This is a genomic window from Methylogaea oryzae (assembly GCF_019669985.1).
GTDB classification, from domain to species: Bacteria; Pseudomonadota; Gammaproteobacteria; order Methylococcales; family Methylococcaceae; genus Methylogaea; species Methylogaea oryzae.
This window is the reverse complement of record NZ_AP019782.1, coordinates 2,503,313-2,527,463: the sequence shown is the minus strand read 5'-3', so window position 1 is coordinate 2,527,463 and position 24,151 is coordinate 2,503,313. Positions and strand designations below refer to the sequence as shown.

Here is a 24,151-nt window from a genome sequence, read left to right as displayed (position 1 = left end):
TTTAGCCGAGGCAGGCGTGCCGTGTTATGTGAGCCAATTTTAAACGTGTCCTGGTGTGTTCAATCTTGTCCAGCGAGGAATCTTTGCAGGCGCCTGGAAAGTTCCACAATATCTTTGATTTCACACTCCCAGATGATCAAGCAATCCCATCCTTGCTCCTCAAGACTCTTCTGGGTAAGGTGATCGCGCTTGACATTCGCGGCGAATTTCGCCTCCCAGAACGCGGTGTTCGACTTTGGCGAGTAAGCAAATCGACATCCAGGATGGCGATGCCAGAAGCAGCCATGCACCAGAATCACTTTTCTGAGGCGGGGAAACACCAGATCAGGGCTACCAGGTAAGTCTCGACGGTGCAGCCTATAGCGGAAGCCAAGCGCGTGCGCAAGGCGCCTGACCACAAGCTCGGGCTTTGTGTCTTTGCCCCGAATTCGTGACATCAGGACAGAACGTTGTTCGGGCGTCAGGACGTCCAAAGATTCGCAATCATCTGACCGGTAACTGGACTATGCCTGGTCGGGACATATAATTGCTTGCCGAGGTAATAAGATTCATCAGCAATTGCTCTCGGAGGCGGTAACGACTCGTCCATCGGCAATGAGATTTCCGAATGCAGGTTATTGGAAAACGAACATGCACGTTAAGGCGAAAGACCTGCGATGATGTGGGGTTAACAAAAGTAGGTGATTTCCAAATAGAATCTGGCGTTTTATTCTTCTGCTTATATTCTTCCAGAACTTCAAGAGCGAATAAGTATGTAATTGGCCCTTTCTTGTTCTGAGCATAGTCACAGGCCGCTCCAATTCTGACGAGAACGGGATTATACTTTGCGTCGGTCTTGAGTTTGAATTCGTCACATAGCATCTCTTGAATGGTCAGTCCTGTCCACCGTGACAGCACATTATCTGTCCAACCGAACGGCCAAGCAACAACCGCTCCCCAATCGGTTGGCCGTATTTTTTCTGAATCTGGTGTCGCCAAGTGCAGCATCCAATTGATAGGGCCAGCCTCGTCAGCATCGGCGGAACTTTCATCTTCGTAAAGTGTAACTGCCTTTTTCCACAGTTCGTTGGGGTGTTCTTCAACACGCTGATTCATGATTCGATCAATCAGAATAGGCGCAAGGGCGTTGTTAATTGCGGCGCGATGGTCTAATTCAACGTTTTTGGGGCCAACAGCCTCACGTGCAAGTCGGCTTAATATCTTATCTAGTGCACCGGAAAATGAAGCGCTTGTTCTCTGGGTAATAGGTATCAAGTTCAGCAGGGAGGCCATAGTGTCACCCGCTGCTCCCTGTACGTCGGATTCCCATCCTAGCAAAACTGCGAGCTGGGCATTTGACAGCACTGTGTGCCTAATGGCATTGCGGATATCGATTGAATCTTTAACGGTACCGGTGTCCGTATGGATGAACTCCTCTTTTGCTAAGCTAAGTACGGCCAAAGGTCTGGTATACAGTTTGGTTGGGTCGAGATTTGCCTCTAGGTACTCCTGTAGCTCATTTTTGAGATGCGCGTGTTCTGTCCAAACGACAAGGATGAAAGGACCTCCTCGCGGGCTGATATTTTCTTCTAGTATCGAGGCGATCAACGCATAATGCCGACGATGATCTGTGCCAGCCAAGCCATCCATTAAATGTAGGTCAAAAAACAGGCATCGGACGCTACGGAAGTGATCCCTATTCAAGTCTTCAGCTGGGTCGTAATGAATGCCCAGGCAAGGAGAGCCTAGTTGCTGAAATGCCTGTGTGATGGCGAGTAGATGCTGCTCTTTGTCATCAACAACAACGAAACGTGGTGCAGAAAAAATCACCGCTTACCTTCCTTTACCGAAAATCAATGCGAGTACTGCGCCATCGAGGTTTTTTGGGGCATTAGCTTCCTCGGCGTCAGGAAACCCCAGGCGCCCACCATTCAGCTCCATCACCATGTTTGTGTAGTAAAGCCCGATCCCCATGCCATCTGGACGACGGCTGAAAAACGGGCGAGTAAGACGTTCTGGGTCATCCACCAACCCAGGACCGTTGTCGGCGACTACGATGGCCGGCCCCTCTGCTAGCTCTTGTTCGATATTGATATAGATCTGGCGTGGCGCGGTGCCTTCGCTTTCCGGCCAGCGCACTTGGAGCCAATAGAAGGCGTTGTCGAGAAGATTATTCAAGGCTCCCAGCATGAGGCCGAACGAGAATTCTCGTTCGATGTCCGGGGTGTTGTCCTCGAGGGCTGGACAGATAAGCTTGACGTTATGGGCTCTGAACCGAATCTTGTTGAGGTCCCTTACACGTCGGATGAGGTGTTTGAGGCTGTGAAGCTTCCTGTCTCCCTTGCGTAGCAGTTCGGTGAAGCCGTCGAGCATTCGTACCAGTTCGCGTGCTTGCACCTGTATCGTTTCTGGCTTGCCGCCGGATTCGATGGCGTCGAAAAGCAGTCTCACACCCTGTTGAATTTCATGGAAAACGACGGCTAGGCCCATACCGGACAAACCGGCACGTAACATAGTGTCACGCATTTCGTTGTAGTTTTTCTCAGCCTTGTCGATCAGCGGGTCAAGTTCCGCGGATAGGTTGTGTTTTTTTGCCGCGTTGCGCAGCGCCATTAGCGGCTGGCTGATGTTTCGGATTTCCGGATCGTTGCCCTTCTCAGTCAGTGTACGGATGTTGTCTTTGTCGATCTTGCGTTCAACTTCAAAGATAGACAGCGCACCAAGCACCAGTTCCTGAAGTCGAGCATATGCGTCGTTCTCGACAAAGCCCTCACGATTGGTTTTTTCCTGAAGCTTTTGACTATGGGCGAGAGATAGGTCAATCGCGCCTATGATGATGTTTCTGCTGAGATTGCGGCCCGGAGTATTGACCCGACGAAGATCAAGACCCAGCCAGTCATCGCCTGGCTCTCCGTAGTTGTACACGCGAATGCCGTCACGATAGACCCGAACGCCACCGTTTTCGTCAAGGAAGTTTTGGACCAACTGGGTGTCTCCAAGTTTCGCGAGAACCTCCCGGTCTCGATCAAAGGCAAAGAATGTTCCCCTAATCGGTCCAATACCTTCCGCATGGTTTGCGTCGGCAGTAACTTTCTTCGGCTTTTTCGATTTGGCGCCCTGGTCATCATCATAGATATCAACATCGCGACGCGAGGCAATCAGCAATGAAGTCGCTGTCATTTCCGCACTTCTGGGTGCAAGTTTGATTCCTGTGACCCCCCTGAATTCATAGGACCAATCCAGCTGCCCATCTTCTAGGATGAAGGAGAAACGCCACGGCGCGCGGTCAAGTAACACCTCGACATCGGGAACACCGGCGACCCACTCGGGACGCTCAGGGACTATCAACAAAGTTCTGAATCGATCAGACCGGTCTTCGAATGGCGATGAAATTGATGTGATCTGCCGAAGTAGTCTGCGCACTTCTCCTCGCGTCCAGTTACTCTCTCTGAGTCGGCTGATCGTGAGCATCGTGCCAGTCCTTGTGCCAATGAATACCTGGGGCGTCCGGGTTCGTACGGTGACGTCGGCTTCAGACAGGAATGGTTTTTCGATAAGAACATCCCAGTCGATGTCGACAACGCATTCCAAGCTGTCCTTTGCGCGTGTGACCAGTTGGATTTTGTCACCCAGCTTATGAACTGCGAAACGGCCAAGCCCCTTCTCACCGAGCGGTAGTCGATTGCGTCGTGTCCGTTGGGACTCCTTACGCTGAACGGCCCGATGATCATGAGCAGGCACCAGCCAGATGTCGCGGATCGTCTCCAGTGTCATCCCTTCGCCGTCATCTTCTACAACGATAGTCGGGCTTGGTGTAGTGAGGTGCTTCAGCGTCACGGTCACCGTTTCCGCGTCGGCGTCGTAAGCGTTCTTTACCAACTCGAATATTGCAAGTCGAGGCGATCCTATCAGCTGATCTCCAAGTAGCTGTAGCAACCTAGCCCGTGGACGAAACGGCAGTTTGAGTGGTTCCTGATTCATTCCTATTTCCAAAATATTGCGTGTTTCCGGGCCTTACGATATCTCATGGCTCCCCTGGCAGATCGTTTCCTTTAGTTCGGACATAAGGCCTCACATGGCACTCCGTCCCCATCCCTATCCAACCGAGATAGGCCACACTGGTTCATATAAAACTTGGCTTCGGCACAAGAAGACATTTCCTTGCAGAGGCGTTTGATTCCGCATTGAACGCTGTCGGCGGTTGGGTCTAGTGGGCTATTAACCGAACTACGTACGTTTTCGGTCTTGGTATGCGGCTCGATAACCACAGCATTGCCTTTCTGGCTGCCATGCCGGTACTCCCAGGGCGGGATAGGATTCGGTTGCGACCACAGGCCCGCCTTCGAGCTCTTGGCGGCGTCCTCTGCGGTGAAGTAGGCGGAATCCTTTGCATATTGCCGATAGACCCAGGCCATACCTAGCTTTACTTGCTCCAGATTGGCATCGAGGCCATCGACTAGCACTTTGCCCACAGTGCGTCCGTATTTGTCGGTTGCTTCGGCGTCAATGCGGACGTTTTTGCCATAGGCTAGGTCGGACAGTGATTGCTTGGATCTCTGTCCGAAATCTTGGCTGGTTTCTGGGGCATCGATTTGGGCCAAACGAATTTTGATTTGGCGATGCTCGGGCGTAAGAACGGTGAGAGTGTCTCCATCATGCACGCTGACCACGCGACCTTCGAGTAGAGTGCCTGCGGTGGCTATAGGTAGCAACAGTTGCCCAAGCAGTGTAATTAGGAGGAAGTGGTGTTTCATGTTGTGTCGTTCCTTTCTAGTTGCGTGGGAATTTCTGGTGCTGAGGTCGGCCGTAAGCTACTGCGTCACGTCCACCACCAGCTTTTGGCCCAACGCCGCTAGGGCGTTTTCAATCTGTTCGATGCGGGTTTGATGGCGCATTGACAACAGCCTGTCAGCCAGTGTTGGGGCGATGTTCAAGCGCTTGGTCAGATCAGCCTTGCGGACACCCGCCGCCAGCATGGCGTTGTGGAGCGCCGCCTTGGCGGCAACAACCACCGGCACGATGACGACGCGCTGTCCGCGTTTTGGCGCGGACGGTTCGGGTATCGGTTCGCGACGGTCTATCAACGCCTCAAACGCGGTTTCTAAGCAGTCCACGGCGTTGAGCAGAGCGCTCTCCTCGTCGTCTCCGATCGTGTGCGCCCAAGGAATGTCTACGAAATCCACCAACACTTCTCGTTCGCCGCGTTCCAGGATGACGGGATATGCATTAATAGGACCTCGTATATGCGGGTTCAGCATTTTTGGCGTCATTTATAACTCGATATCAATTCTTTTCTTGTCCTTGGAACTGTTGGGGTAGTTAATTCTGGCTATACCTGAACCCCCACCTTTTCCAAAGCATTTAGCACCGCTGCTTCGCAAGGCACTCGTTCATTGTTCGCTGGGACATGTTTGAACGCAGCCGCTTTACCCGGGCAATTAGCCACAATCCGTTGAACAATTCCCTTGACCGCACGAATGTCTCTAAGGAAGCTTATCAGCCACGTTTCAAACACTTCCGGTTTATTCAGAGTGAAGACCAGCCCTTTGAAAGACTCCTCATCATCCTTGATTTCTCCTTCTACAGTCTTCGTTTTTCGTACCCGGCGCTGGATTTCGACGATATACACTGCCTTTCCGCACGTCATCAGTCGAGTGACCAAGACGCCTCTTAGCTCCTGCCTGGTAATTACATCTAAGTATGGCCACGTTCTGATATCGCCTTTTACTATGGTCTTGTCATCGAATGGCCGGAGGCGGATTAGCTTTGGTTTGTCATCCGTGTTGAATCCATCCGCGAAGGTAAACCACTCAGCGGACAGGATTAGTCCCGGCCGATTCTTACTCAGGAATTGCATCGCATTCCACATGTCCTGCAATATGCCATTTGAGTCCATCACGGGGCGAGCGTGGATCGAAGCGTAGCCTACGCCTTTTTCTGAACCGTATGGTTCGCCACTTGAAAAGGAGGTTGCATGACTCCCCTTACTTCGTGCGCCCGCAGCGTCCTTGGCGCGATCTCTTCGGACGTCAATGACTGTGCGGGGTTCCCCAAGCACCTCAAAATCTGGGTCTTGTATCTCGACCATAGCCGCGCCATGATCCGGCTCCTCATCGCCTGTTAAATCAACAATCTCTGGTGTCTTGACCGATCTTCGGACAGGCGCTCCGGCCCACGCCTCACCAAGTCCTTCTTCCCTTGCTGGCTGGTCTGCCTTGTTCGTGTTCTCTCGATCTCGCTGGAGTGGTGCTCCTTTGGGATCACTGCATCCGAGCACTTGTAAGGCGAGAAAAGATCGCCGGTCATTGAACCAGATACCATTTACTTTTAGCTCAGCGGGACCTTGAAACCAGGGCGCTACCCTGATGAAGGTAGGTGCCTTGTTGTTAGGGTCATATTGCGATTCGAGCTGACCATAAATATCTTTGGCTATTTGTTCTGTGTAGGAGTCGTACTTTGCATGGGCAAGAAAGACGACATCGCCATTGACGAGCCGCCTTTTCAATTTGACTTTCCATTTGCCTGGCTCTTCAGACTCACCCAGAGGAGCATATAGGCGGCTCGTATAGGCTTGGTCCTCTCCGTGCCATTCGTAGGTTGTCAGGATTCGTTTCAATTCTTCGGATCGCCCGTAGCACCGGGAGAAAAACTCGATGCAAGGGACGACCAACGTGCCGCCTGTGAGCAGCTCGAATGCAATGAGCCAATTTTTATCGCCGCGGTATTTTAAAGGGTAAAGGCTGTGGGGATATGGTGGGGCGGCGTGCCCTTGTTTGGCCGCTTCGTCAAACGATGTCAGCCTCCATGCCCCCGGCGTAAAGTCGAGAGAGAACCGCGCGGTATCGTATATGGCTTCCGAGTGGCACACGCCTTCGCGCCAGATGGTTCCTAGTCGAATCTGACCAAGCGCTGTTAGTGGTACGCGCCGATGACTTACCTCATCCGACAAGGCCCCAGAAGACCATTCACGGAACGCTACAAGGACATGTGGCTGAGAGTCGGCCACTCGGTTTTTATAGATGCCGCAATACCACCATGCCATCCAGTTGCGGTTGCCTTCGGGGAGGTGGTCTTGGAGCCTCGCTGCTTTGCTGACGCGCTTCAGTTCGCGGTTGAAGGGTACAGCCATGCCTGCCTCACAAACAAAAACGCCATCCTTGTGCGAGCAAGGATGGCGTTGCGGGTGAATATGATTCGGTGGTTACGAAGTTGTCGCAGCTATTTCCAAAACGTCGCGGCAATTTCGAAAACTGACAACCGCCGCCGACCAGGGCGGCGGCGGACGCCGTATGGTGCGGCGCCCTGTAGGGCGGCGCCAGCCAGCGGCCGGGGTCCAGGGGTAGATCGCTGACCGAGGTGATGGCGGCGGTTTCCAAGGCTTCCGCTTCGCTCAGTGCCGGCAGCAAGGTCGGCAAACGCGCCGCCAGCATGGACTTGCCGGTGCCGGGCGGGCCTAGCATGAGCAGGTTGTGGCGGCCGGCGGCGGCGATTTCCAGGGCGCGCTTGGCTTGGTATTGGCCGTGCACGTCGGCCAGGTCCACGTCGAAGACGGGCGGGGCGGACGGCCGGTCGCTGGGCGTTTCCGGCAAGGGGGCCTCGCCGTTGAGGTGGCCGCAGACTTCCAACAGGTGATTGGCCGCCAGGATTTCCGCGCCGGCGGCCAGGGCGGCCTCGGCGGCGTTGCTTCCGGGCAGGATCAAGGCGCGGCCGCAATCGCGGGCCGCCACGGCCACGGGCAGGGCTCCCTTGGCGGGGCGCAGCTCGCCGCTGAGGGACAGTTCGCCCAGCAACTCGTAGCGGCCCAATTCGGCCTGGCGGATCTGGCCGGAGGCGGCCAGGATGGTCACGGCGATGGCCAGGTCGAAGCGTCCGCCTTCCTTGGGCAAATCGGCCGGCGCCAGGTTGATGGTGATGCGTTGGGCCGGGAATTCGAAATGGCAGGTGAGCAGGGCGCTGCGCACCCGGTCCTTGCTTTCCTTGACCGCCGCTTCCGGCAATCCGACGATGGACAGGCTGGGCAGGCCGTTGGACAGGTGCGCCTCCACCGTCACCAGCGGCGCTTGGATGCCTTGCTTGCCCCGGCTATAGACGGTGGCAAGGGTCATGTCTGCCGATCCCTGGCGTTTTCAAATCAGCGCTCCAGCAGCTTTTTTTCCAGCTCCGCCACTTGGGCTTCCAGGCTTTCCAGCTTGGCGCGGGTGCGGGCCAGCACGGCGCTTTGCACATCGAATTCTTCCCGGTTGACCAGGTTCATGCTGTGGAACGCGCCTTGCAATACGCCGTGGAAGGTTTTTTCCAGGTCCTTGCGCAGGGCGTGCAGGCCGGGGGGCAGGGCTGCGCCGAGACGGCGGCTGATGTCGTCGAGGGTGCTGGGGTCGATCATGGGAGTTCGGATGGGAAGGAATCTGCGCACAGCATAGCCCAGGCGGCGAGGCAGCGTCCACTGTCCGCCGTGCCCGGATTCGGCGTCCGGCCGGTCCCGATGCACCATGGCGGCGCTTGCGCCGCTCGCCGCCGGGGCGCGCGGTACGGCGTTTTGCTTCGTTCGCATGGGATTGGCATAAACACTGCTCCGATTGGGGGCGAGACGGTGCGGCCGGTCCCCGGCGGCCGGATGGCGCCCCTTTTTCCGCTCCGCCCACAACGCGCTGCGGTTCGCCGGCTTAACGAGTAAACTGCGCGGGGAAGGGCTCCGCGCCGGGCGTTCCGAACCGGCATCCAGTCGCAGGGGAACGCGATCAAGTTTCACCAAACACGAGGTAGTGCATGAGAGAAGGACGCCAGGACAATCCCTTGATGGCCGGACTGAAGGATGCGCAAAGGCCGCAGCCTTGCACCTTGGTGATTTTCGGCGGAGGCGGCGACCTGAGCCGGCGCAAGCTGTTGCCGGCGTTGTACAACCAGGCGCTGGACGGCGAGCTGCCGGCCAATTTCGCCGTGCTCGGGTTCGCTTTCGAGGAAATGAACGACGAAAGCTACCGGGAGTTCGCCCGCGACGGGGTGGAAAAGTATTCCCGCCAGCCGCTGGATTCGGAGTTTTGGCCGGACTTCGAGGTCAAGCTGCACTTCCAGCAAGGCTCGTTCACCGACCCCAAGGCTTACGAACAGTTGAAAAAGCGCCTCGACGAGATCGAGGCGAAATTCGGCATCCCCGGCAACCGCATCTATTACCTGGCCATTCCGCCGGCCCTCATCGAAACCTGCGTGCAGCAGTTGAACCAAGCGGGCCTGGTGATGCCCATGGACGGCGTCAGCCCCTTCTCCCGCATCATCGTGGAAAAGCCCATCGGCCGCGATTTGGCCAGCGCGCGGCGCATCAACGCCAGCCTGTGCGAGAACTTCGACGAGCAGCAGATCTACCGTATCGACCATTACCTGGGCAAGGAAACCGTCCAGAACATCCTGGTCATGCGCTTCGGCAACGCCATCTTCGAGCCGTTGTGGAATTCCCGCTACATCGATCACGTGCAGATCACCGTGGCGGAGGAAGACGGCGTGGGGACCCGGGCCGGCTATTACGACAAGGCCGGGGCTTTGCGCGACATGGTGCAGAACCATATTTTGCAGCTCTTGACCCTGATCGCCATGGAGCCGCCCTGGTCCATGGACGCCAACGTCATCCGCGACAGCCGCCAGGATGTGCTGCACTGCCTGCGTCCCATCGACCGCAACAATGTCGAGCAGTCGGTGGTGCGCGCCCAGTACGGCGCCGGCTTCTGGCGGGGCGAGGAAGTGCCGGGTTATCGCCGCGAGGAGCGGGTGGACAACGCCTCCACCACGGAAACCTTCGTCGCCCTCAAGGTTTTCATCGACAATTGGCGCTGGTCCGGCGTGCCGTTCTACATCCGCACCGGCAAGCGCATGCCGAAGCGGGCCAGCGAGATCGCCATCCAGTTCAAGAGCGTGCCGCCCATCATGTTCAACGCGGACCGCAACCATCCGTTGGAGCCCAATGTGCTGGCCTTGAGCATCCAGCCCAACGAAGGCCTGTCCATGCGCATCGCCACCAAGTTGCCGGGGGCGAAAGTGCGCATTTACCCGGTGATGATGGACTTCCGCTACGGCTCCACCTTCGGCGAGCGTTCCCCCGAAGCCTACGAGCGCTTGCTGCTGGACGTGATGGCGGGGGATGCCACTCTGTTCATGCGGCGCGACTCGGTGGAATCGTCGTGGATTTGGATTCAGGACATCCTCGATGCCTGGGCGGACAACCGCTCGCGCTGGTTGCCGGAATACGAGGCGGGCACCTGGGGGCCGTTGGAGGCGGATCGGTTGATCGAAACCGACGGACGCAAGTGGCGGTTGTTATGAGCGCCCCCAAGTCGCTGGCCCACACGGTTTATTCCAGCCCGCCGGTGGCGGCGAATCTGGCGGATATCGAAAAAACCCTGGCGGGATTGTGGGACTCGGTGAGTCCCAGCGCCGGCGCCGTCGGCGGGCAGACATTGACGCGCGCCTGCATGTCCAATCTGGTGGTGTATTGCGATTCCCAGGCGGATGCCAACACCGTGTTGGAATATCTGCCCCGCATCGTCGAGGTCCATCCCGCCCGCATCCTGTTCCTGGTGGGCGAAACGTCGGAAGCGGAGGATTTGACCGCTTTCGTTTCCGTCCATTACCGCTCGGTGAGCGAGGGCTGGCAGCTGTGCGCCGAGCAAGTGACGGTGTATTGCCATAAAAGCGCCGCCAAGCGCCTGCCGTCCATCCCCCGCGCCTTGTGCATCGGCAACCTGCCGATCGCCCTGTGGTGGGTGTCCAACCAGCCGCCGCCGCTGGCCGGCGAGATTTTCCACAATTTGGCCGCGGGCGCGGATCAGGTGATTTTCGACAGCATCGGTTGGCGCGACCCGGCCCAGGGCATTCAGGCAGTGGCGCGCTGGATCGCCGGCAACGAAGAGCAGGTGATCTACAACCTGGCGTGGCGCCGCTTGAAAGCCTGGCGCAAGCTGATGAGCGAATCGCTGGCGCCGGAGGTCACGCCCGGCGCATTGCACAACGTCAAGCGCTTGGAAATTGAGCACGGCCCCCATGCCCTGCCGGTGGCCTGGATGCTGGTGGGGTGGCTGGCCGTGCGTTTGAAGTGGCGGCCGGTGAGCGCCAAGGTGATTTCGCAGTCGGCCATCACGTGGCGTTTCGAGCGGGAAGACGGCCGGGTGGACGTGCTGATCCGGCGCCGCGACGAGGGCGAGGCGCGGGTATACCAATTGTTGTGGCATTGGGCGGGCAACGGCGACTGCACGGTGACGTTCTCCCGCTTGGGCGAGCGCACCCTGGGGGTCAAGAGCGTCGCGGCCCACGTGGCCGAAACCGTGATCGCCATGCCGGACGTCGGTCATGCCGAATTGGTGGCGCAGCAATTGGCCCATCGCTTCCATGACGAGTTGTTCGAGGATGTGCTGGCCCTGTCCGATCAAATGGTGGGCGTGCTCGGCAAATAGGCCCGTTTGCCCTCCGGCTTGACGGCTCCCGAACCTGGAGAACCGCGCAGTGCGGTCCTTGCTATACTTCGGGCGTTAGTCAAATGTCGGCAATAATGACCGGGCGACTTTCAGTCCGTCCGCGGGGGGAAAAATGTATTATTCAAATGGCTTGGCGCGATTCGCCGCGGCCTGTTTCGTGCTGGGTATCGGCGGCACGGCATACGCCGGTTTCGATGAAGAGGTGGAGAAAGCGCTGAATCTGGAGGACGGCAAGTATGGCAAAGTCAATTTCGACGCCCGCTACCGTTACGAATACGTGGACCAGGAACGGGTTCTGAGCACCGGCAGGGCGACGGCCATCGACCACCCGGCCAACGCCTCCACTTTGCGCATCCGCTTGGGCTACCTGACGCCCGAATGGCAGGGATTTAAGGCGTTCGCCGAATACGAGGGCAACCAGGATATCGGCACCAACGATTACAATAGCACCCGCAACGGTAAAACGGCTTATCCCTTGGTCGTCGATCCGCAGGCCAACGAGTTAAACCAGTTGTGGTTGAATTATGCGGGGCTGCCGGACAGCAGTATCAAGGTCGGCCGCCAACGCATCGCTTTCGATAACCACCGCTTTATCGGCGACGTCGGTTGGCGGCAAATGCAGCAGACTTTCGACGCCGCCACCATCACCAATAAATCCCTGCCGGATACCACCATTACCGCCGGTTATATTTGGAAGGTGCAGGATATTACTTCGCGCTCCATCGGCATGAATTCGCCGATTTTCAATATCGCCTATACCGGCTTGCCTTTCGGCAAGGTGACCGTGCACGGGGAATGGCTGGATTACGACAATACCAACGAACTGCGCAATCTCGGCATCGCCGATTCGTTCAGCCGCTCCACCAAAACCGTGGGGGTGCGTTTCGACGGCTCCACGCCCATTGTCGAAAACGTCAAGGCGCTGTATACGGCGGAATACGCCCACCAGTCCGACTACAAGAACAATCCGATCAACTACCACGCCGATTACTGGCTGGGCGAGGCCGGGGTGGACGTCTATGGCGTGGTGCTGAAAGGCGCGTTCGAGGAACTGGGGGCCGACAACGGCGCGGCCTTCCAAACGCCGCTCGCCACGCTGCACGCTTTCCAGGGCTGGGCCGACAAGTTCCTCACCACACCTAGGAACGGCCTGCGCGACATGTACGGCACGGCCAAAACCGCCGCTTTCGGCGTCGAGTGGACCGTGCAGTACCATGAGTTCAGTTCCGCCAACGGCGGCGTGGATTTCGGCCACGAGATCGACGCCCAGGTGGAAAAGAAATTCGGCAAGCACTATTCGGTCTTGCTGAAGTACGCCGATTACGTGGCCGATCCCAACCGCAGCGCCACCAACACCTATTCCGACACCCAGAAAATCTGGTTGCAGGGCTCGGTGAGCTTCTGACAGCCGTGCGCCGCGCCCTCGAGGGGCGCGCGGCGCACCGGTTCCGGGAGGCTTCGGCCGTCCCCGCCTCGTTTTCCAGCCTTATCGTCCGGACTTGAACACCCCGCGTCGGGCCGTTTCGCCTATCCGTCGTGCCGAAAGCCAAAATGGAGCGCGTTGCCGGGCCATATGCACCTGCATGGTGCCGAGGGACGCCGGCTTGGGGAAAATGTGCAGGTTTTCCGGCATATATAGCTTGGCCCGCTTTCTGCATGCGGTTAATCGTCACGTATATAGGAGTTGGCGATGAAACGTACGAGCTTGAATTTGGTATGGGTAATGACGCTGCTTAGCGGCGCGGAGGCTTGGGCCGATGCGGCAGCCCCGACGGTTAATAAGGGCGATACCGCCTGGATGATCGTGGCGACGCTATTGGTGATACTCATGACGATACCCGGCCTGGCGCTGTTCTACGGCGGTATGGTGCGGGCGAAAAATATGCTGTCTGTTTTGATGCAGGTATTCGTTATTTTTTCCCTGATCGGGGTTTTGTGGGCCATATACGGTTATAGCGTGGCGTTTACCGAGGGCAACGCTTTCTTCGGCGGATTCGGCAAGGCTTTTTTGCAGGGCATCACGCCGGATTCCCTGGCGGCGACCTTCAGTAAAGGGGTAGCGGTGCCGGAGTTTATTTATATGGCGTTCCAAATGACCTTCGCGGCCATTACGCCGGCTTTGATCGTGGGCGCTTTCGCGGAGCGGGTGAAGTTTTCCGCGGTGCTGGTGTTCACGGTGTTGTGGTTCAGCTTCGCCTACCTGCCCATCGCCCATATGGTGTGGTACTGGGCCGGTCCCGACGCTTATACCGACGCCAAGGCAGCGGAAGCCGCCGCGGCCACGGCGGGCTTCATTTTCCAGAAAGGCGCCTTGGACTTCGCCGGCGGCACCGTGGTGCACATCAACGCCGGTATCGCCGGCATCGTCGGCGCATTGCTGGTGGGCAAGCGCACCGGTTACGGCCGGGAGTCCATGAAACCCCATAGCGTGACCTTGACCATGGTGGGGGCGTCCCTGTTGTGGGTGGGCTGGTTCGGTTTCAACGTGGGCTCCAACCTGGAAGCCAACGGCGTTGCCGCCCTGGTGTTCGTCAACACCCTGCTGGCGACTTGCGCTGCGACCTTGTCCTGGACTTTTGCCGAGTGGATCGGCCGCGGCAAGCCGAGCATGCTGGGCGGCGCTTCCGGCGCGGTGGCGGGATTGGTGGCGATTACCCCGGCCTGCGGTTTCGTCGGCCCCATGGGCAGCATCGTCATGGGATTGGTGGTAGGCCTGCTGTGCTTCTGGGCGGTGACCAGCTTGAAACACGCTCTGGACTACGACGACTCCTTGGACGTGTTCGGCGTGCATTGCGTCGGCGGCATGTTCGGCGCCTTGGCGACCGGCGTCTTCGCCTCGCCGGCCCTGGGCGGCGCGGGGGTTTACGACTACGTGGCCAACGCCGTCGGCGAGTTCGACATGCTGGCGCAGGTGACCAGCCAGGCTTGGGGCGTTTGCGTCACGGTGGTTTGGTCGGGCGTGGTATCGTTCCTTGCCTATAAAGCGGTGGATTGGACTATCGGCTTGCGCGTGCCGGAAGAAGTGGAACGCGAAGGTTTGGATATCAACGAACACGGCGAGCAGGCCTACCATCTGTAAGCCGAGGCCGGGTTCCCGCTGCCCGTCGGAGCGGGGCTGGCCTATAATGTTGCGGGTTTATTAACAGATTTGAAGTGCAAGCGCAGGAGCTTTCCAACCATGAAACTGATCACGGCCATTATCAAGCCATTCAAACTGGACGATGTGCGCGAGGCATTGTCGGACATCGGCATCACAGGCGTTACCGTTACCGAAGTGAAGGGGTTCGGTCGGCAGAAGGGCCACACGGAACTGTACCGCGGCGCCGAGTACGTGGTGGATTTTTTGCCCAAGGTGAAAGTGGAAGTGGCGGTCGCCAACGACGGCCTGGACGCGGCGGTGGACGCCATCATTAAAGCCGCCAACACCGGCAAGATCGGCGACGGCAAAATTTTCGTCAGCACGCTGGATCAAGTGATCCGTATTCGCACCGGCGAAACCGGCGAGCAGGCGATTTAATCCAATCGCGGCGAACGGCTGCGCGCCGCCACGGCGCGTAGCCGTTTTGCTTTATAGCGAAGGGCGGATGTGGCCGGGCTGGTGCTCCCGGCAGATACGGGTTACGTCCACCGCCGTCAGGGTGCCGCCGGTGAGTTCGCAGCGGAAGCTGTCGCCGCCAAGATCGGTGTTGTGACGGCAGGTTCTGCAAACGCCGAAGGGCCGCCGGCGGTTTTCGCGCTGCATGGCTTCCAGCAGGAAGCGCAAAGTCGCCCCCAGTTGCTGGCGGGCGTTTTCCGACAGGCTGTCTATGCCGCCGCGCAAGGTTTTCGGCGGAATGGCGCTGGCCACCAGTTCCCGTCCTTCTTCCGTCAACAGTAGATGCACCACGCGCCGGTCTTTGGCGTCGGGCTGCTTTTCCACATAACCGTTGCTTTCCAGCACTTGCAAGGTTTGCGACACGGTGCCCTTGGTCAATCCCAGATAGTCGGCGACCGCCGCAGGCGTGTTGCTGTATTGGTTGCAGAGGCTCAGGTAGTGCAGCGCTTCGAGTTGCACCGGCTGCAGGCCGGCGCCGCTGTCGGTGCGGCGCGCGTCGGCGCGCAACAGGTGGGAAATGCGTTCGAGGTATTCGTAAATGCTTGCTGCGTCCATAGGGATAATGGTATCGAGGCAAAATGGTCTTGACAAGGGGTGTTAACATTATATAGCTTATAATGTATCGCGTCGCTACTATGTGTGTCGGTCAGCGGCGCCGATAAAATCCATCCTCGGAGATTTTGGGGGGACGTGAAGAGCCGCGTCCCCGTTTTTTCAGGAGCCTCCTCTAATGAATGCGACACAAATCCATGTTTTCGATACTTATGCCCGCTGCGCCAACGGCCGCATCATGCATTTCGACGTTGTCACGTTGCAGCGGGAGCAGCCGAAGGCGCTGGAGTATGCGCGGCAGTGGCTGCGCAGCATCGGCGAGGAAAGCGCGGTGGTGAACGCGGAAAGCTGCGCTTATTGCCACAGCGAAGCGACGGCTCCCCAAACGATGCTGGACGACATCATCGCCCAGGGGTATGCCATTTATAAAATGGAAGGCTGCCCGCCTTGAGATGCCCGCCAATTCCGGCGCGTCGATGAGACATTTCCGGCGAGGCGGACGATGGCCCGCGGGGGATTCGCCGTAGGCTAGGAACCGGGCTTAAGGTAGACTTAGGATCATTCTGCCCGTTTCGTCGCTGCGGTTTCGCGGCGCGGGCGCCATGTTTTGCTGCCTATGCCTGATCGATATTGTCTTTGCGGTTCGCTGTGCCTTTTTTTCCTACTGCTGTGTTCCGCGCCCCGGGCCGAAGATGCGGCGTCGGCGGGCACCGTCGTGGCGTCCGACGCGCTGTTGCAGCGCCTGAAAGTGGCGGCGGTGGGCGAAGGGCAGGCCGACGCGATATTGCGCATCGCCGGCAGCGTGGAGCTGGACGAGTTGCGCGTGGCGCGCATCGGTTCGGCGGTGAGCGGACGGGTCGTGGAAATCCGCGCGCGCTTGGGGCAAGCGGTGCAAAAAGGCGAGGTGCTGGCCCGTTTGCACAGCGCCGACCTGGGCGCGGCGCAGGCCGCGTATCTTAAAGCCTTGAGCCAGGTGAACCTTAAGCAGCTGACCGCCAATCGCGCCGAACGCCTGGCGAAAGCCGGGGCCGTCAGCGATGTGATCGTGACGGAGCGCCGGCACGAATTGCAGGAGGTGGAGGTGGAGCGCAAGGCCGCCGCCGACCAGTTGCGTCTGTTGGGCATGAGCCAGGACGACATTCAGCGCTTGACTGAAACCCGCGCCATCGACTCCGACCTGGCCATCACCGCCTCCCTCGCCGGCACCATCATCGAGCGCAACATCACCCAAGGCCAGGTCGTGCAGCCGGCGGATGCGGTCTATACCATCGCCGACTTGTCCGAGGTCTGGGTGGTGGCCGAAGCGCCGGAACAGGACGCCCGCTGGGTCAGCGCCGGCGACGAGGCGGAAGTGGAAATTCCCGCCGCATCGGGCTCGCCCATCAAGGGGCGGCTGGTCTACGTGGCCGATCTGGTGAATCCGGAAACCCGCACCGTCACCGTGCGCATGGCCATGCCCAACCCCCAGCGCTTGTTCAAGCCGGAAATGCTGGCCACCCTGGTGATACGCAAGCGCGGCGTCAGGGATTTGGTGCTGCCGGACTCGGCCGTGGTGCGCGGCGACAATCGCGACTATGTCTACGTGGAAACCGCCGCGGGCGAGTTCAGCTTGCGCCCGGTGGAGCTGGGCATACGGGACGGCCAGGTGCGGCGCGTGCTCAAGGGCCTGCAGCGGGGAGAGCGGGTGGTGGTGGACGGCGCTTTCCATTTGAACAGCGAGCGGCTGCGCAAGGAGCTGGAGTAATGCCACGCTACCGCTCTCCGGCGTCTCGCCTGCCATGACCGAGCTCTACTACCTGGCCGCCGCCTACGGAGCCGGCTTGTTGGCCAGCTTGTGCCGCTTGCCGCCCTTGGTCGGCTATCTGGCCGCCGGTTACGGCCTGTACTTCTTCGCGGTGCCGACCAGCGGCGCCATCGCTCCGCTGGCGGACGTGGGCATCGAACTGCTGCTGTTCACCGTCGGCCTGAAACTGCAGTTTTCCAGCCTATTGCGCCGCGAGGTGTTGGGGGTGGGCGGTTTGCACCTTTGCCTCGTCACCCTGGGCACCGGCCTGGCGTTTTTTTACTTGGAGCAGCAACTCACCGGGGGCTTGTTGCTGGGGGCCAGCCTGGCTTTCTCCAGCACGGTTCTGGCGGTCAAGGTGCTGGAGGACGGTGCGGAGCTGTCCACCCTGCACGGGCGCATCACCCTCGGCATCCTGATCCTGCAGGACGTGGTCGCCGTCGGCCTGCTGGCGCTGGCCGGGGGCGGGCGGCCGAGCTATTGGGCGCTGCTGTTGCTGCTCTTGCCGCTGCTGCGGCCGGCGGCGTTCCGTCTGTTCGGCGTCAACGAAAGCCAGGAAATGAAGCTCTTGATGGGCGTGTTGTTCGCCCTGGCCGGCGGCGCCATGGCGAAAGCGGTGGGAGTGTCCGCCGAACTGGGGGCCTTGTGGATGGGCGCGCTATTCGCCGGGCACCCGGACGCCAAGCTGTTGGCGGATAAGCTATGGGGGCTCAAGGAAATCCTGCTGATCGCGTTTTTCCTGCAAATCGGTATGGCGGGACTTCCGTTGCGGGAGGATTTGCTTCGCGCCGTGCAATTGGTGCTGCTGCTCCCCTTGCAGGGCGGGCTGTTTTTCCTGCTGTTCGTGTTCGTCGGTTTGCGCGCGCGTACGGCTTTCGTTAGCGCCTTGGCGTTGATGACTTACAGCGAGTTCGCCTTGCTGACTTCCCGCGTCATCACCGACGCCGGTTTGCTGCCGGACGGCTGGGGCCGGACCATGGGGATCGCCGTGGCCTTGTCCCTGGCCCTGGCGGCGCTGCTGAACCGCTTTTCCCACCGGATTTTTTCCGTCATGGAGCCGCTGTTGCTGCGTTTCGAGCGGGGCGGCAAGCACCCTGACCGCCTGCCGGTATTGCTGGGCATGACGCAATGGCTGATTATCGGCATGGGCCGCACCGGCACCGCCGCCTATGCGATGCTGGAGCAAAAAGGCGTTCGCGCCCTGGGGCTGGATGCCGACCCGGTTTGCCTGGCCGCGTTGCGCGAAGGGGGGCGCCGCGTGTTGTACGGCGATGCCGAGGACGCGGAACTGTGGGAGCGCCTCCAATTGGAAGGCCTGGAAGGCGTCATTTTGACCATGCCGGAATTCCAGGCGCGGCTGGGCGCCGTGGAGGCCTTGCGCGGCCGCCGGTTCGCCGGTCTCATCGGCGTCGTCGCGTACAGCGACGACGAGGACAAACTATTGTCCCAGGCCGGCGCCAACCGCATCTTCCATCCCCTGGTCCAGGCCGGGCAACGGTTGGCGGAATGCATGCTGGAAGCGGGCGAGGAAAAGGCGTGACGGCGCCGTCGCCGCGCTGTTGCCGCTTGTTTAGGAGCCGGCCGTGATCCAGGCGCTGATACGCGGCGGCTTGAGCAACCGCATCGTGATTCTTGCCGTGGCGCTGGGCTTGGCGGCTTTCGGCGTGCGGGCGCTGCAATCCCTGTCGGTGGACGCCTTCCCCGACGTGACCAACGTCCAGGTGCAGATCGCCACCGAAGCGCAGGGCCGTTCGCCGGAAGAGGTGGAGCGTTTCATCACCGTGCCCCTGGAAATCGCCATGACCGGCTTGCCGGGGCTGACGGAAATGCGTTCCCTCAACAAAAACGGCTTGTCCATCATCACCCTGGTGTTCACCGACGCCACCGAGGTCTATTTCGCGCGGCAGCTGGTGATGGAGCGGCTGATGGAGGTTTCCTCCCGCATGCCGGAAGGCGTCACGCCCATACTGGGCCCGGTGTCCACCGGCCTGGGCGAGGTCTATCAATACACGCTGGAGCGGGACGACGACGGCCGGCGCGCCCTCAGCCCGGATGAACTGATGAGCCGGCGCGAAACGCAGGACTGGGTGGTGCGCCCGCTGTTGCGCGGCATTGCTGGCGTGGCGGAAATCAACTCCCAGGGCGGCTACAACAAGCAGTACCAGGTGCTGGTCAATCCGGACCGCATGCGCCACTACGGCGTGACGCTGAGCGACGTGTTCGGCGCCCTGGCGCGCAACAACGCCAACAGCGGCGGCGGCGTGTTGCCCCATTACGCCGAGCAGTACCTGATCCGCGGCGTCGGCCTGATCCGCAACGTCGACGACATCGGCAGCATCGTGCTGAAGGAAGAGCAAAGCGTGCCGGTGCACATCCACGACGTGGCGGAGGTGAAAATCGGCCATGAAGTCCGCGTCGGCGCGGTGCTGAAGAACGGCTATACGGAATCGGTAGGCGGCATCGTCATGATGCTGCGCGGCGGCAACGCCAAGGACGTGGTGAGCCGCGTCAAGCAGCGGGTCAAGGAAATCAACGACAAGCGCATGCTGCCGGACGATTTGAAAATCGTGCCCTACTACGACCGCAGCGACCTGGTGGACGCCGCCCTGCGCACCGTCACCAAGGTGCTGCTGGAAGGCATCGCGCTGGTGGTGGTCATCCTGTTCCTGTTCCTCGGCGACCTGCGCTCCAGCCTGATCGTGGTGACGACGCTGGTGGTGACTCCCTTGGTCACCTTCATCGTCATGAACCAACTGGGCATTTCCGCCAATCTCATGTCCCTGGGCGGCCTGGCCATCGCCATCGGCCTGATCGTCGACGGTTCGGTGGTGGTGGTGGAAAACGCCTTCAGCCTGCTCACCGAGCGCAAGGGGCACGGCACCAGCCGCCTGCGCGTGGTGATGCTGGCGGCGGAGGAGGTCGCCACGCCGGTGCTGTTCGGCGTCGGCATCATCATCCTGGTGTTCCTGCCCCTCATGACCCTGCAAGGCATGGAGGGCAAAATGTTCGCGCCGCTGGCCTACACCATCGCCATCGCCCTGCTGATTTCCCTCATCCTGTCGCTTACCCTGACGCCGGTGCTGTGTTCCTATTTGCTGCAAGGCAAGGACGGCGGCGAGCACGACACCCGCATCATCGCCTTCCTCAAGCGGCCCTATCTGCGGCTGCTGGGCTGGGCCATGGCGGAAGGCAAAACCGTCATCCTGGCGGCGGGCGGCCTGTTCGTCCTGGCCGCCGCTTTATTGCCTTTCCTCGGCAGCTCCTTCATTCCGGAGATGAAGGAAGGCTCCGTCGTTCCCGCCATCAACCGGGTGCCGAACATCTCCCTGGAGGAGGGCATCAAGATGGAAATGGAAGCCATGCGCCTGGTGATGGAAGTCCCCGGCGTCAGCCTGGCGGTCACGAATATCGGCCGCGGCGAAAGTCCGGCGGATACCCAGGGCCAGAACGAATCGACGCCCATCGTCAGCCTCAAACCGCGCGATCAGTGGCCGGACGGCTGGACCCAGGACACCATCGCCGACGCCATCCGCGACAAGCTTTATGCCGGGCTGCCCGGCGTACAGCTGGTGATGGCCCAGCCGATTTCCGACCGTGTGGACGAAATGGTCACGGGCGTGCGCTCCGACGTGGCGGTGAAAGTGTTCGGCGACGATTTGGAGGCATTGAAGGCCGCCGCCAACGACATCGCCCGGGTGGCCGGCGCCGTGGCCGGCGCCCAGGACATCCGCGTGGAGCGGGTGACGGGCCAGCAATATCTGACCGTTACGGTGAAGCGCGAAGCCATCGCCCGCCACGGCCTCAACGCCTCGGATATCAACGACGTCATCGAAACCGCCATCGGCGGCAAGGTGGCGACGGAGATCTTCGAGGGGGAAAGGCGTTTCTCGGCGGCGGTGCGCTTGCCCGAGGAGTTCCGCAACAGCATCGAAGCCATCGACGCGATCCAGCTCACCTCGCCCAACGGCGCCAGGGTGCCCCTGGGCGACTTGACCAAAATCGAGCTGCTGGACGGTCCCGCCCAGATCAGCCGGGAAATGGCCAAACGCCGCATCGTCGTCGGCATCAACGTGCGCGACCGCGACCTGGGTGGTTTTGTGGCGGAACTGCAAAAAGCCGTGGCCGGCCAGGTGTCGCTGCCGGAAGGCTATTACCTGGAGTGGGGCGGGCAGTTCCAGAACATGGAGCGGGCGCTGGGACACCTGAAAATCATCATTCCCATCACCATCGGCGCGATCTTTTTCCTGTTGTTCATGCTGTTCAACTCCCTGCGCTTTGCCGCGCTGATTATTCTGGTGCTGCCCTTCGCCTCCATCGGCGGGGTGGTGGCGCTGTTCGTCAGCGGCGAATACCTGTCCGTGCCCGCCTCGGTCGGTTTCATCGCCCTGTGGGGCATCGCCGTGCTCAACGGCGTGGTGCTGGTGTCCTGCATCCGCGGCCTGCGGGACGACGGGCTGAGCCAGGACGAGGCCATCCGGCGCGGTTGCGAGCAGCGTTTCCGTCCCGTGATGATGACCGCGACCGTGGCGCTGCTGGGCCTGGTTCCCTTCCTGTTCGCCACGGGGCCCGGTTCCGAGGTGCAAAAGCCCCTGGCCATCGTCGTCATCGGCGGCTTGCTGACCTCGACGCTGCTCACCCTGGTGGTGTTGCCGACCCTGTACCGCTGGTTCGAGGAAAAACGCGAGGAAGCATGAGCGTCGGCCCCGAGCCGGTCGACTGCGCCGTTGCGCGGCGCCGCGCAATAAAAAGGCCCGCCTAGAGCGGGCCTTTTTACCGATCGGGCCGGTTGGCCGTCGATCAGGTTCCCAGCAGCCGGCGCGCTTCGGCCAAGGCTTGGCGGAAATCCACGAACAACGGCTCGTCCTGTATGAGCAGCTGCCTCAGCAAAGTGTGCTGCAGCTTGTATTTGAAATCGCCGATGGCGAGGGAGCCTATGCCCACCGCGCCGGGGCTGTTGACGGCGTGCTTCAAGGGCGCGCCCAGGTCCTTCATTTTGATGCCTTCGATGCCCAGCGGCGGAACGGCGTTCACGTCGCCGGCCACTTTCAGCTGTTTGGCCTCCGCGAGCACCGCGGCTTTCAGCACCTGGATGCCGGCCTTGGCGGTGCAGAAGACCACGTCCGCATTGTGCAGCAAATGGGCCTTGTCCGCTTCCGAAGAGGCGCAAGTGCCTTCCAGCCGGGTGTCGAACAGGCGGCCGTAGGTTTCGGCCTTTTCCAGCGCGTTGTCCAGGGAGGCGTGGTCTGCGATGGTGGTTTCCGCGCCGCACAGCGCCGCCAGCACGCCGGTGGCGATGCCCACCGGGCCGGTGCCGCCGAATACCACCGCCCTGGCGCCTTGCAGGCCCATGCCGTGCTTGTCCTTCAATTCCTTTTCAACCAGCGCCACCAGGGCTGCCGCGGTGGTGAAGCCGCCGCTGGGATCGGCCATGACCGATACCTGGAACGGCGGAACCATGGCTTTTTGGGCCGCGTCCAACATTTGCATGGCGAGGCCGATATCGCGGCCGCCGATGAACATGCCCGTGTGCTTGGTGCCCTGGGGGCCGCGGGAAAAAATGGCGTCCTGGGTGAGGGCGTTGATGTCGTCCAGCTTGACGTGGTTAAACGGGAGCACGACGTCGTAATCAGCGTCGATCGCCATGTTGATGTCGAACGGGCTGTTGTGGGGCATCGGGTCGAGCATGTAGAGGACGGTGCGTTTTTCCATTATTTCTCTGCTTGCGGGTTCTAGGGAATTCGGGCCGCGGCGACGCGCCGGAGCCGGGGAATCTTAGCGAAACCCCGGGCCGGTATCAGCAACGCATTCTTTGTGGTTATAGCGCCGCCGGGGCGGCGCTGCGGCGGGATGTCAGTCGGCCAGGACTTTGCGGGCCATTTCGAAGGCGTGCCCGTAGTGCAGGAAGGCGGGCTTGTCCGTTTCGGTCCTCAGTTCCCGCATCATGTGCAGCATGCGGGACTGGGTTTGGTATTTGACGCTGCCGATGGCCATGGCGCCGAAGCCCTTGGCGCCGCTCTTGGAGCCTTCGATCGGCGTGCCTTTGTGGTGGGCGGAGAGGCCGGCGATGCCGGACGGCGGCACGGCGTTCACGTCGGCGGCCACTTTCAGGCGCGGTGCGTCGGCCACCATTTCCGCGCTGAGCACCTGTACGCCGGCGGCGGCGGTGGCGAATACCACGTCGGCTTTTTGCATCAGCTCGCCTTTGTTGGCGTCGGCTTCCGCCTGAATCTTGATTTTGCCGCCGCCGAATTCCGTATTGCACATTTCGGCGATTTGGCTGGCCTTCTCCAATTGGCGGCCGACGATCCACACGTTGGCGCCGGCCTCCGCCGCCAGCACGGCGGCGATTTGGCCCACCGGGCCGGTGCCGCCCAATACCGCCACGTTAAGGCCTTCCAACGAGATGTCATGCTCGCGGCGCAAGTGGTTTTCCACCACAGCCACCATGCTGGCGGCGGTGGTGAAGGCGCCGCTGGGGTCGGCGAAAGCGGAGATTTCGAAGGGCGGAATCATGGACTTCTGCGCCGCGCGGAGCATCTGCATGGCGGTAAGGGTGTCCCGGCCGCCGATGAAGATGCCGGTGCGCTTCACCGCTTTGAGGCTGCGCGAAAAAATGGCGTCCTGCACCAGCGCTTGAATCTCGTCGACGGTGAGGTTGAGGTAGGGCAAGGCGGAAATCCATCCTGCGTCCAGCGCCATGTTGACGTCGAAGGGGCTGAGATTTTTAGCCGAGGTGAACATGTGCAGGATAAACGGTTTTTCCATGGGTCTCGCGCCTCGCTC

The 24,151-nt window shown here is 60.3% G+C and carries 19 protein-coding genes and 1 pseudogene; 9 read left to right on the top strand and 11 right to left on the bottom strand.

Translation table 11 applies throughout. The features are described 5' to 3' along the window. Nucleotides 1–59 precede the first annotated feature (59 nt). The 8 genes and pseudogenes from K5607_RS11030 to K5607_RS18255 all read right to left on the bottom strand — a co-directional run bounded on the left by K5607_RS11030 (nt 60) and on the right by K5607_RS18255 (nt 8,530). Complete coding sequence (locus K5607_RS11030) at nt 60–473, bottom strand: very short patch repair endonuclease (protein WP_082411371.1); 414 nt, start codon at nt 471–473, stop codon at nt 60–62. Between the two features lie 10 nt (nt 474–483). After that, on the bottom strand, nt 484–1,809 hold the full coding sequence (locus K5607_RS11025) for a hypothetical protein (RefSeq protein ID WP_082411372.1): 1,326 nt from the start codon (nt 1,807–1,809) through the stop codon (nt 484–486). Nucleotides 1,810–1,812: 3 nt separating this feature from the next. Then, nucleotides 1,813–3,960 carry an ATP-binding protein gene (locus K5607_RS11020; RefSeq protein ID WP_221047031.1) on the bottom strand — a complete coding sequence of 716 codons (2,148 nt, stop codon included), beginning with the start codon at nt 3,958–3,960 and terminating at the stop codon, nt 1,813–1,815. A 71-nt stretch (nt 3,961–4,031) separates the two neighbouring features. Next, nucleotides 4,032–4,733, bottom strand: a complete 702-nt coding sequence (locus K5607_RS11015; protein WP_082411373.1) for a thermonuclease family protein — start codon at nt 4,731–4,733, stop codon at nt 4,032–4,034. 57 nt (nt 4,734–4,790) lie between these two features. Beyond that, nucleotides 4,791–5,249: a type II toxin-antitoxin system HicB family antitoxin gene (locus K5607_RS11010; protein WP_246598837.1), complete on the bottom strand. Its 459-nt coding sequence runs from the start codon at nt 5,247–5,249 to the stop codon at nt 4,791–4,793. A 59-nt stretch (nt 5,250–5,308) separates the two neighbouring features. Beyond that, nucleotides 5,309–7,108: a hypothetical protein gene (locus K5607_RS11005; RefSeq protein ID WP_054772941.1), complete on the bottom strand. Its 1,800-nt coding sequence runs from the start codon at nt 7,106–7,108 to the stop codon at nt 5,309–5,311. 127 nt (nt 7,109–7,235) lie between these two features. Continuing rightward, nucleotides 7,236–8,084 (bottom strand): annotated as a pseudogene (locus tag K5607_RS11000) (YifB family Mg chelatase-like AAA ATPase); the annotation flags it as partial. Nucleotides 8,085–8,110: 26 nt separating this feature from the next. After that, nucleotides 8,111–8,530, bottom strand: coding sequence for an accessory factor UbiK family protein (locus K5607_RS18255; RefSeq protein WP_343222897.1), 420 nt, complete (start codon nt 8,528–8,530; stop codon nt 8,111–8,113). A gap of 215 nt (nt 8,531–8,745) precedes the next feature. On the opposite strand from K5607_RS18255, the gene zwf reads away from it, so the two are divergent. The 5 genes from zwf (at nt 8,746) to glnK (ending at nt 14,955) form a co-directional block, all read left to right on the top strand. Continuing rightward, a complete protein-coding gene (gene zwf / locus K5607_RS10990; RefSeq protein ID WP_221047029.1) occupies nt 8,746–10,290 on the top strand; it encodes a glucose-6-phosphate dehydrogenase in 1,545 nt (514 codons plus the stop codon). Beyond that, complete coding sequence (locus K5607_RS10985) at nt 10,287–11,417, top strand: glucose-6-phosphate dehydrogenase assembly protein OpcA (RefSeq protein ID WP_054772942.1); 1,131 nt, start codon at nt 10,287–10,289, stop codon at nt 11,415–11,417. The genes zwf and K5607_RS10985 overlap by 4 nt, the downstream gene beginning before the upstream one ends. A gap of 133 nt (nt 11,418–11,550) precedes the next feature. After that, nucleotides 11,551–12,843 carry an alginate export family protein gene (locus K5607_RS10980; protein ID WP_221047028.1) on the top strand — a complete coding sequence of 431 codons (1,293 nt, stop codon included), beginning with the start codon at nt 11,551–11,553 and terminating at the stop codon, nt 12,841–12,843. Between the two features lie 318 nt (nt 12,844–13,161). Next, nucleotides 13,162–14,517: an ammonium transporter gene (locus tag K5607_RS10975; RefSeq protein ID WP_246599020.1), complete on the top strand. Its 1,356-nt coding sequence runs from the start codon at nt 13,162–13,164 to the stop codon at nt 14,515–14,517. Nucleotides 14,518–14,616: 99 nt separating this feature from the next. Then, nucleotides 14,617–14,955, top strand: coding sequence for a P-II family nitrogen regulator (gene glnK / locus K5607_RS10970; RefSeq protein WP_054772945.1), 339 nt, complete (start codon nt 14,617–14,619; stop codon nt 14,953–14,955). Nucleotides 14,956–15,006: 51 nt separating this feature from the next. On the opposite strand, the gene K5607_RS10965 is transcribed toward glnK, so the two are convergent. Continuing rightward, a complete protein-coding gene (locus K5607_RS10965; RefSeq protein ID WP_054772946.1) occupies nt 15,007–15,588 on the bottom strand; it encodes a MarR family winged helix-turn-helix transcriptional regulator in 582 nt (193 codons plus the stop codon). A gap of 175 nt (nt 15,589–15,763) precedes the next feature. On the opposite strand from K5607_RS10965, the gene K5607_RS10960 reads away from it, so the two are divergent. The 4 genes from K5607_RS10960 (at nt 15,764) to K5607_RS10945 (ending at nt 22,062) form a co-directional block, all read left to right on the top strand. After that, nucleotides 15,764–16,036: a DUF2024 family protein gene (locus K5607_RS10960; RefSeq protein WP_054772947.1), complete on the top strand. Its 273-nt coding sequence runs from the start codon at nt 15,764–15,766 to the stop codon at nt 16,034–16,036. Between the two features lie 264 nt (nt 16,037–16,300). Beyond that, nucleotides 16,301–17,329, top strand: a complete 1,029-nt coding sequence (locus K5607_RS10955) for an efflux RND transporter periplasmic adaptor subunit (protein WP_217994874.1) — start codon at nt 16,301–16,303, stop codon at nt 17,327–17,329. A gap of 34 nt (nt 17,330–17,363) precedes the next feature. Then, entirely contained in the window at nt 17,364–18,908 is a 1,545-nt protein-coding gene (locus K5607_RS10950; RefSeq protein ID WP_221047026.1) for a cation:proton antiporter family protein, read from the top strand. Nucleotides 18,909–18,951: 43 nt separating this feature from the next. Next, entirely contained in the window at nt 18,952–22,062 is a 3,111-nt protein-coding gene (locus tag K5607_RS10945; RefSeq protein ID WP_221047025.1) for an efflux RND transporter permease subunit, read from the top strand. Nucleotides 22,063–22,165: 103 nt separating this feature from the next. Here the strand turns inward: K5607_RS10945 and K5607_RS10940 are convergent, their stop codons facing one another. Continuing rightward, nucleotides 22,166–23,077: an NAD(P)-dependent methylenetetrahydromethanopterin dehydrogenase gene (locus K5607_RS10940; RefSeq protein WP_221047024.1), complete on the bottom strand. Its 912-nt coding sequence runs from the start codon at nt 23,075–23,077 to the stop codon at nt 22,166–22,168. 141 nt (nt 23,078–23,218) lie between these two features. Continuing rightward, complete coding sequence (locus K5607_RS10935) at nt 23,219–24,133, bottom strand: NAD(P)-dependent methylenetetrahydromethanopterin dehydrogenase (protein ID WP_054772949.1); 915 nt, start codon at nt 24,131–24,133, stop codon at nt 23,219–23,221. Nucleotides 24,134–24,151 lie beyond the last annotated feature (18 nt).

Excerpts from the sequence above, each read along its gene's own strand:
- K5607_RS11015 (WP_082411373.1), bottom strand. The coding sequence starts at position 4,733 with ATGAAACACCACTTCCTCCTAATTACACTGCTTGGGCAACTGTTGCTA.
- K5607_RS10975 (WP_246599020.1), top strand. The coding sequence starts at position 13,162 with ATGACGCTGCTTAGCGGCGCGGAGGCTTGGGCCGATGCGGCAGCCCCG.
- zwf (WP_221047029.1), top strand. The coding sequence starts at position 8,746 with ATGAGAGAAGGACGCCAGGACAATCCCTTGATGGCCGGACTGAAGGAT.
- glnK (WP_054772945.1), top strand. The coding sequence starts at position 14,617 with ATGAAACTGATCACGGCCATTATCAAGCCATTCAAACTGGACGATGTG.
- K5607_RS11020 (WP_221047031.1), bottom strand. The coding sequence starts at position 3,960 with ATGAATCAGGAACCACTCAAACTGCCGTTTCGTCCACGGGCTAGGTTG.
- K5607_RS10985 (WP_054772942.1), top strand. The coding sequence starts at position 10,287 with ATGAGCGCCCCCAAGTCGCTGGCCCACACGGTTTATTCCAGCCCGCCG.
- K5607_RS10980 (WP_221047028.1), top strand. The coding sequence starts at position 11,551 with ATGTATTATTCAAATGGCTTGGCGCGATTCGCCGCGGCCTGTTTCGTG.
- K5607_RS10950 (WP_221047026.1), top strand. The coding sequence starts at position 17,364 with ATGACCGAGCTCTACTACCTGGCCGCCGCCTACGGAGCCGGCTTGTTG.
- K5607_RS18255 (WP_343222897.1), bottom strand. The coding sequence starts at position 8,530 with ATGCGAACGAAGCAAAACGCCGTACCGCGCGCCCCGGCGGCGAGCGGC.
- K5607_RS10960 (WP_054772947.1), top strand. The coding sequence starts at position 15,764 with ATGAATGCGACACAAATCCATGTTTTCGATACTTATGCCCGCTGCGCC.
- K5607_RS11005 (WP_054772941.1), bottom strand. The coding sequence starts at position 7,108 with ATGGCTGTACCCTTCAACCGCGAACTGAAGCGCGTCAGCAAAGCAGCG.
- K5607_RS10935 (WP_054772949.1), bottom strand. The coding sequence starts at position 24,133 with ATGGAAAAACCGTTTATCCTGCACATGTTCACCTCGGCTAAAAATCTC.
- K5607_RS10940 (WP_221047024.1), bottom strand. The coding sequence starts at position 23,077 with ATGGAAAAACGCACCGTCCTCTACATGCTCGACCCGATGCCCCACAAC.
- K5607_RS10965 (WP_054772946.1), bottom strand. The coding sequence starts at position 15,588 with ATGGACGCAGCAAGCATTTACGAATACCTCGAACGCATTTCCCACCTG.
- K5607_RS11010 (WP_246598837.1), bottom strand. The coding sequence starts at position 5,249 with ATGACGCCAAAAATGCTGAACCCGCATATACGAGGTCCTATTAATGCA.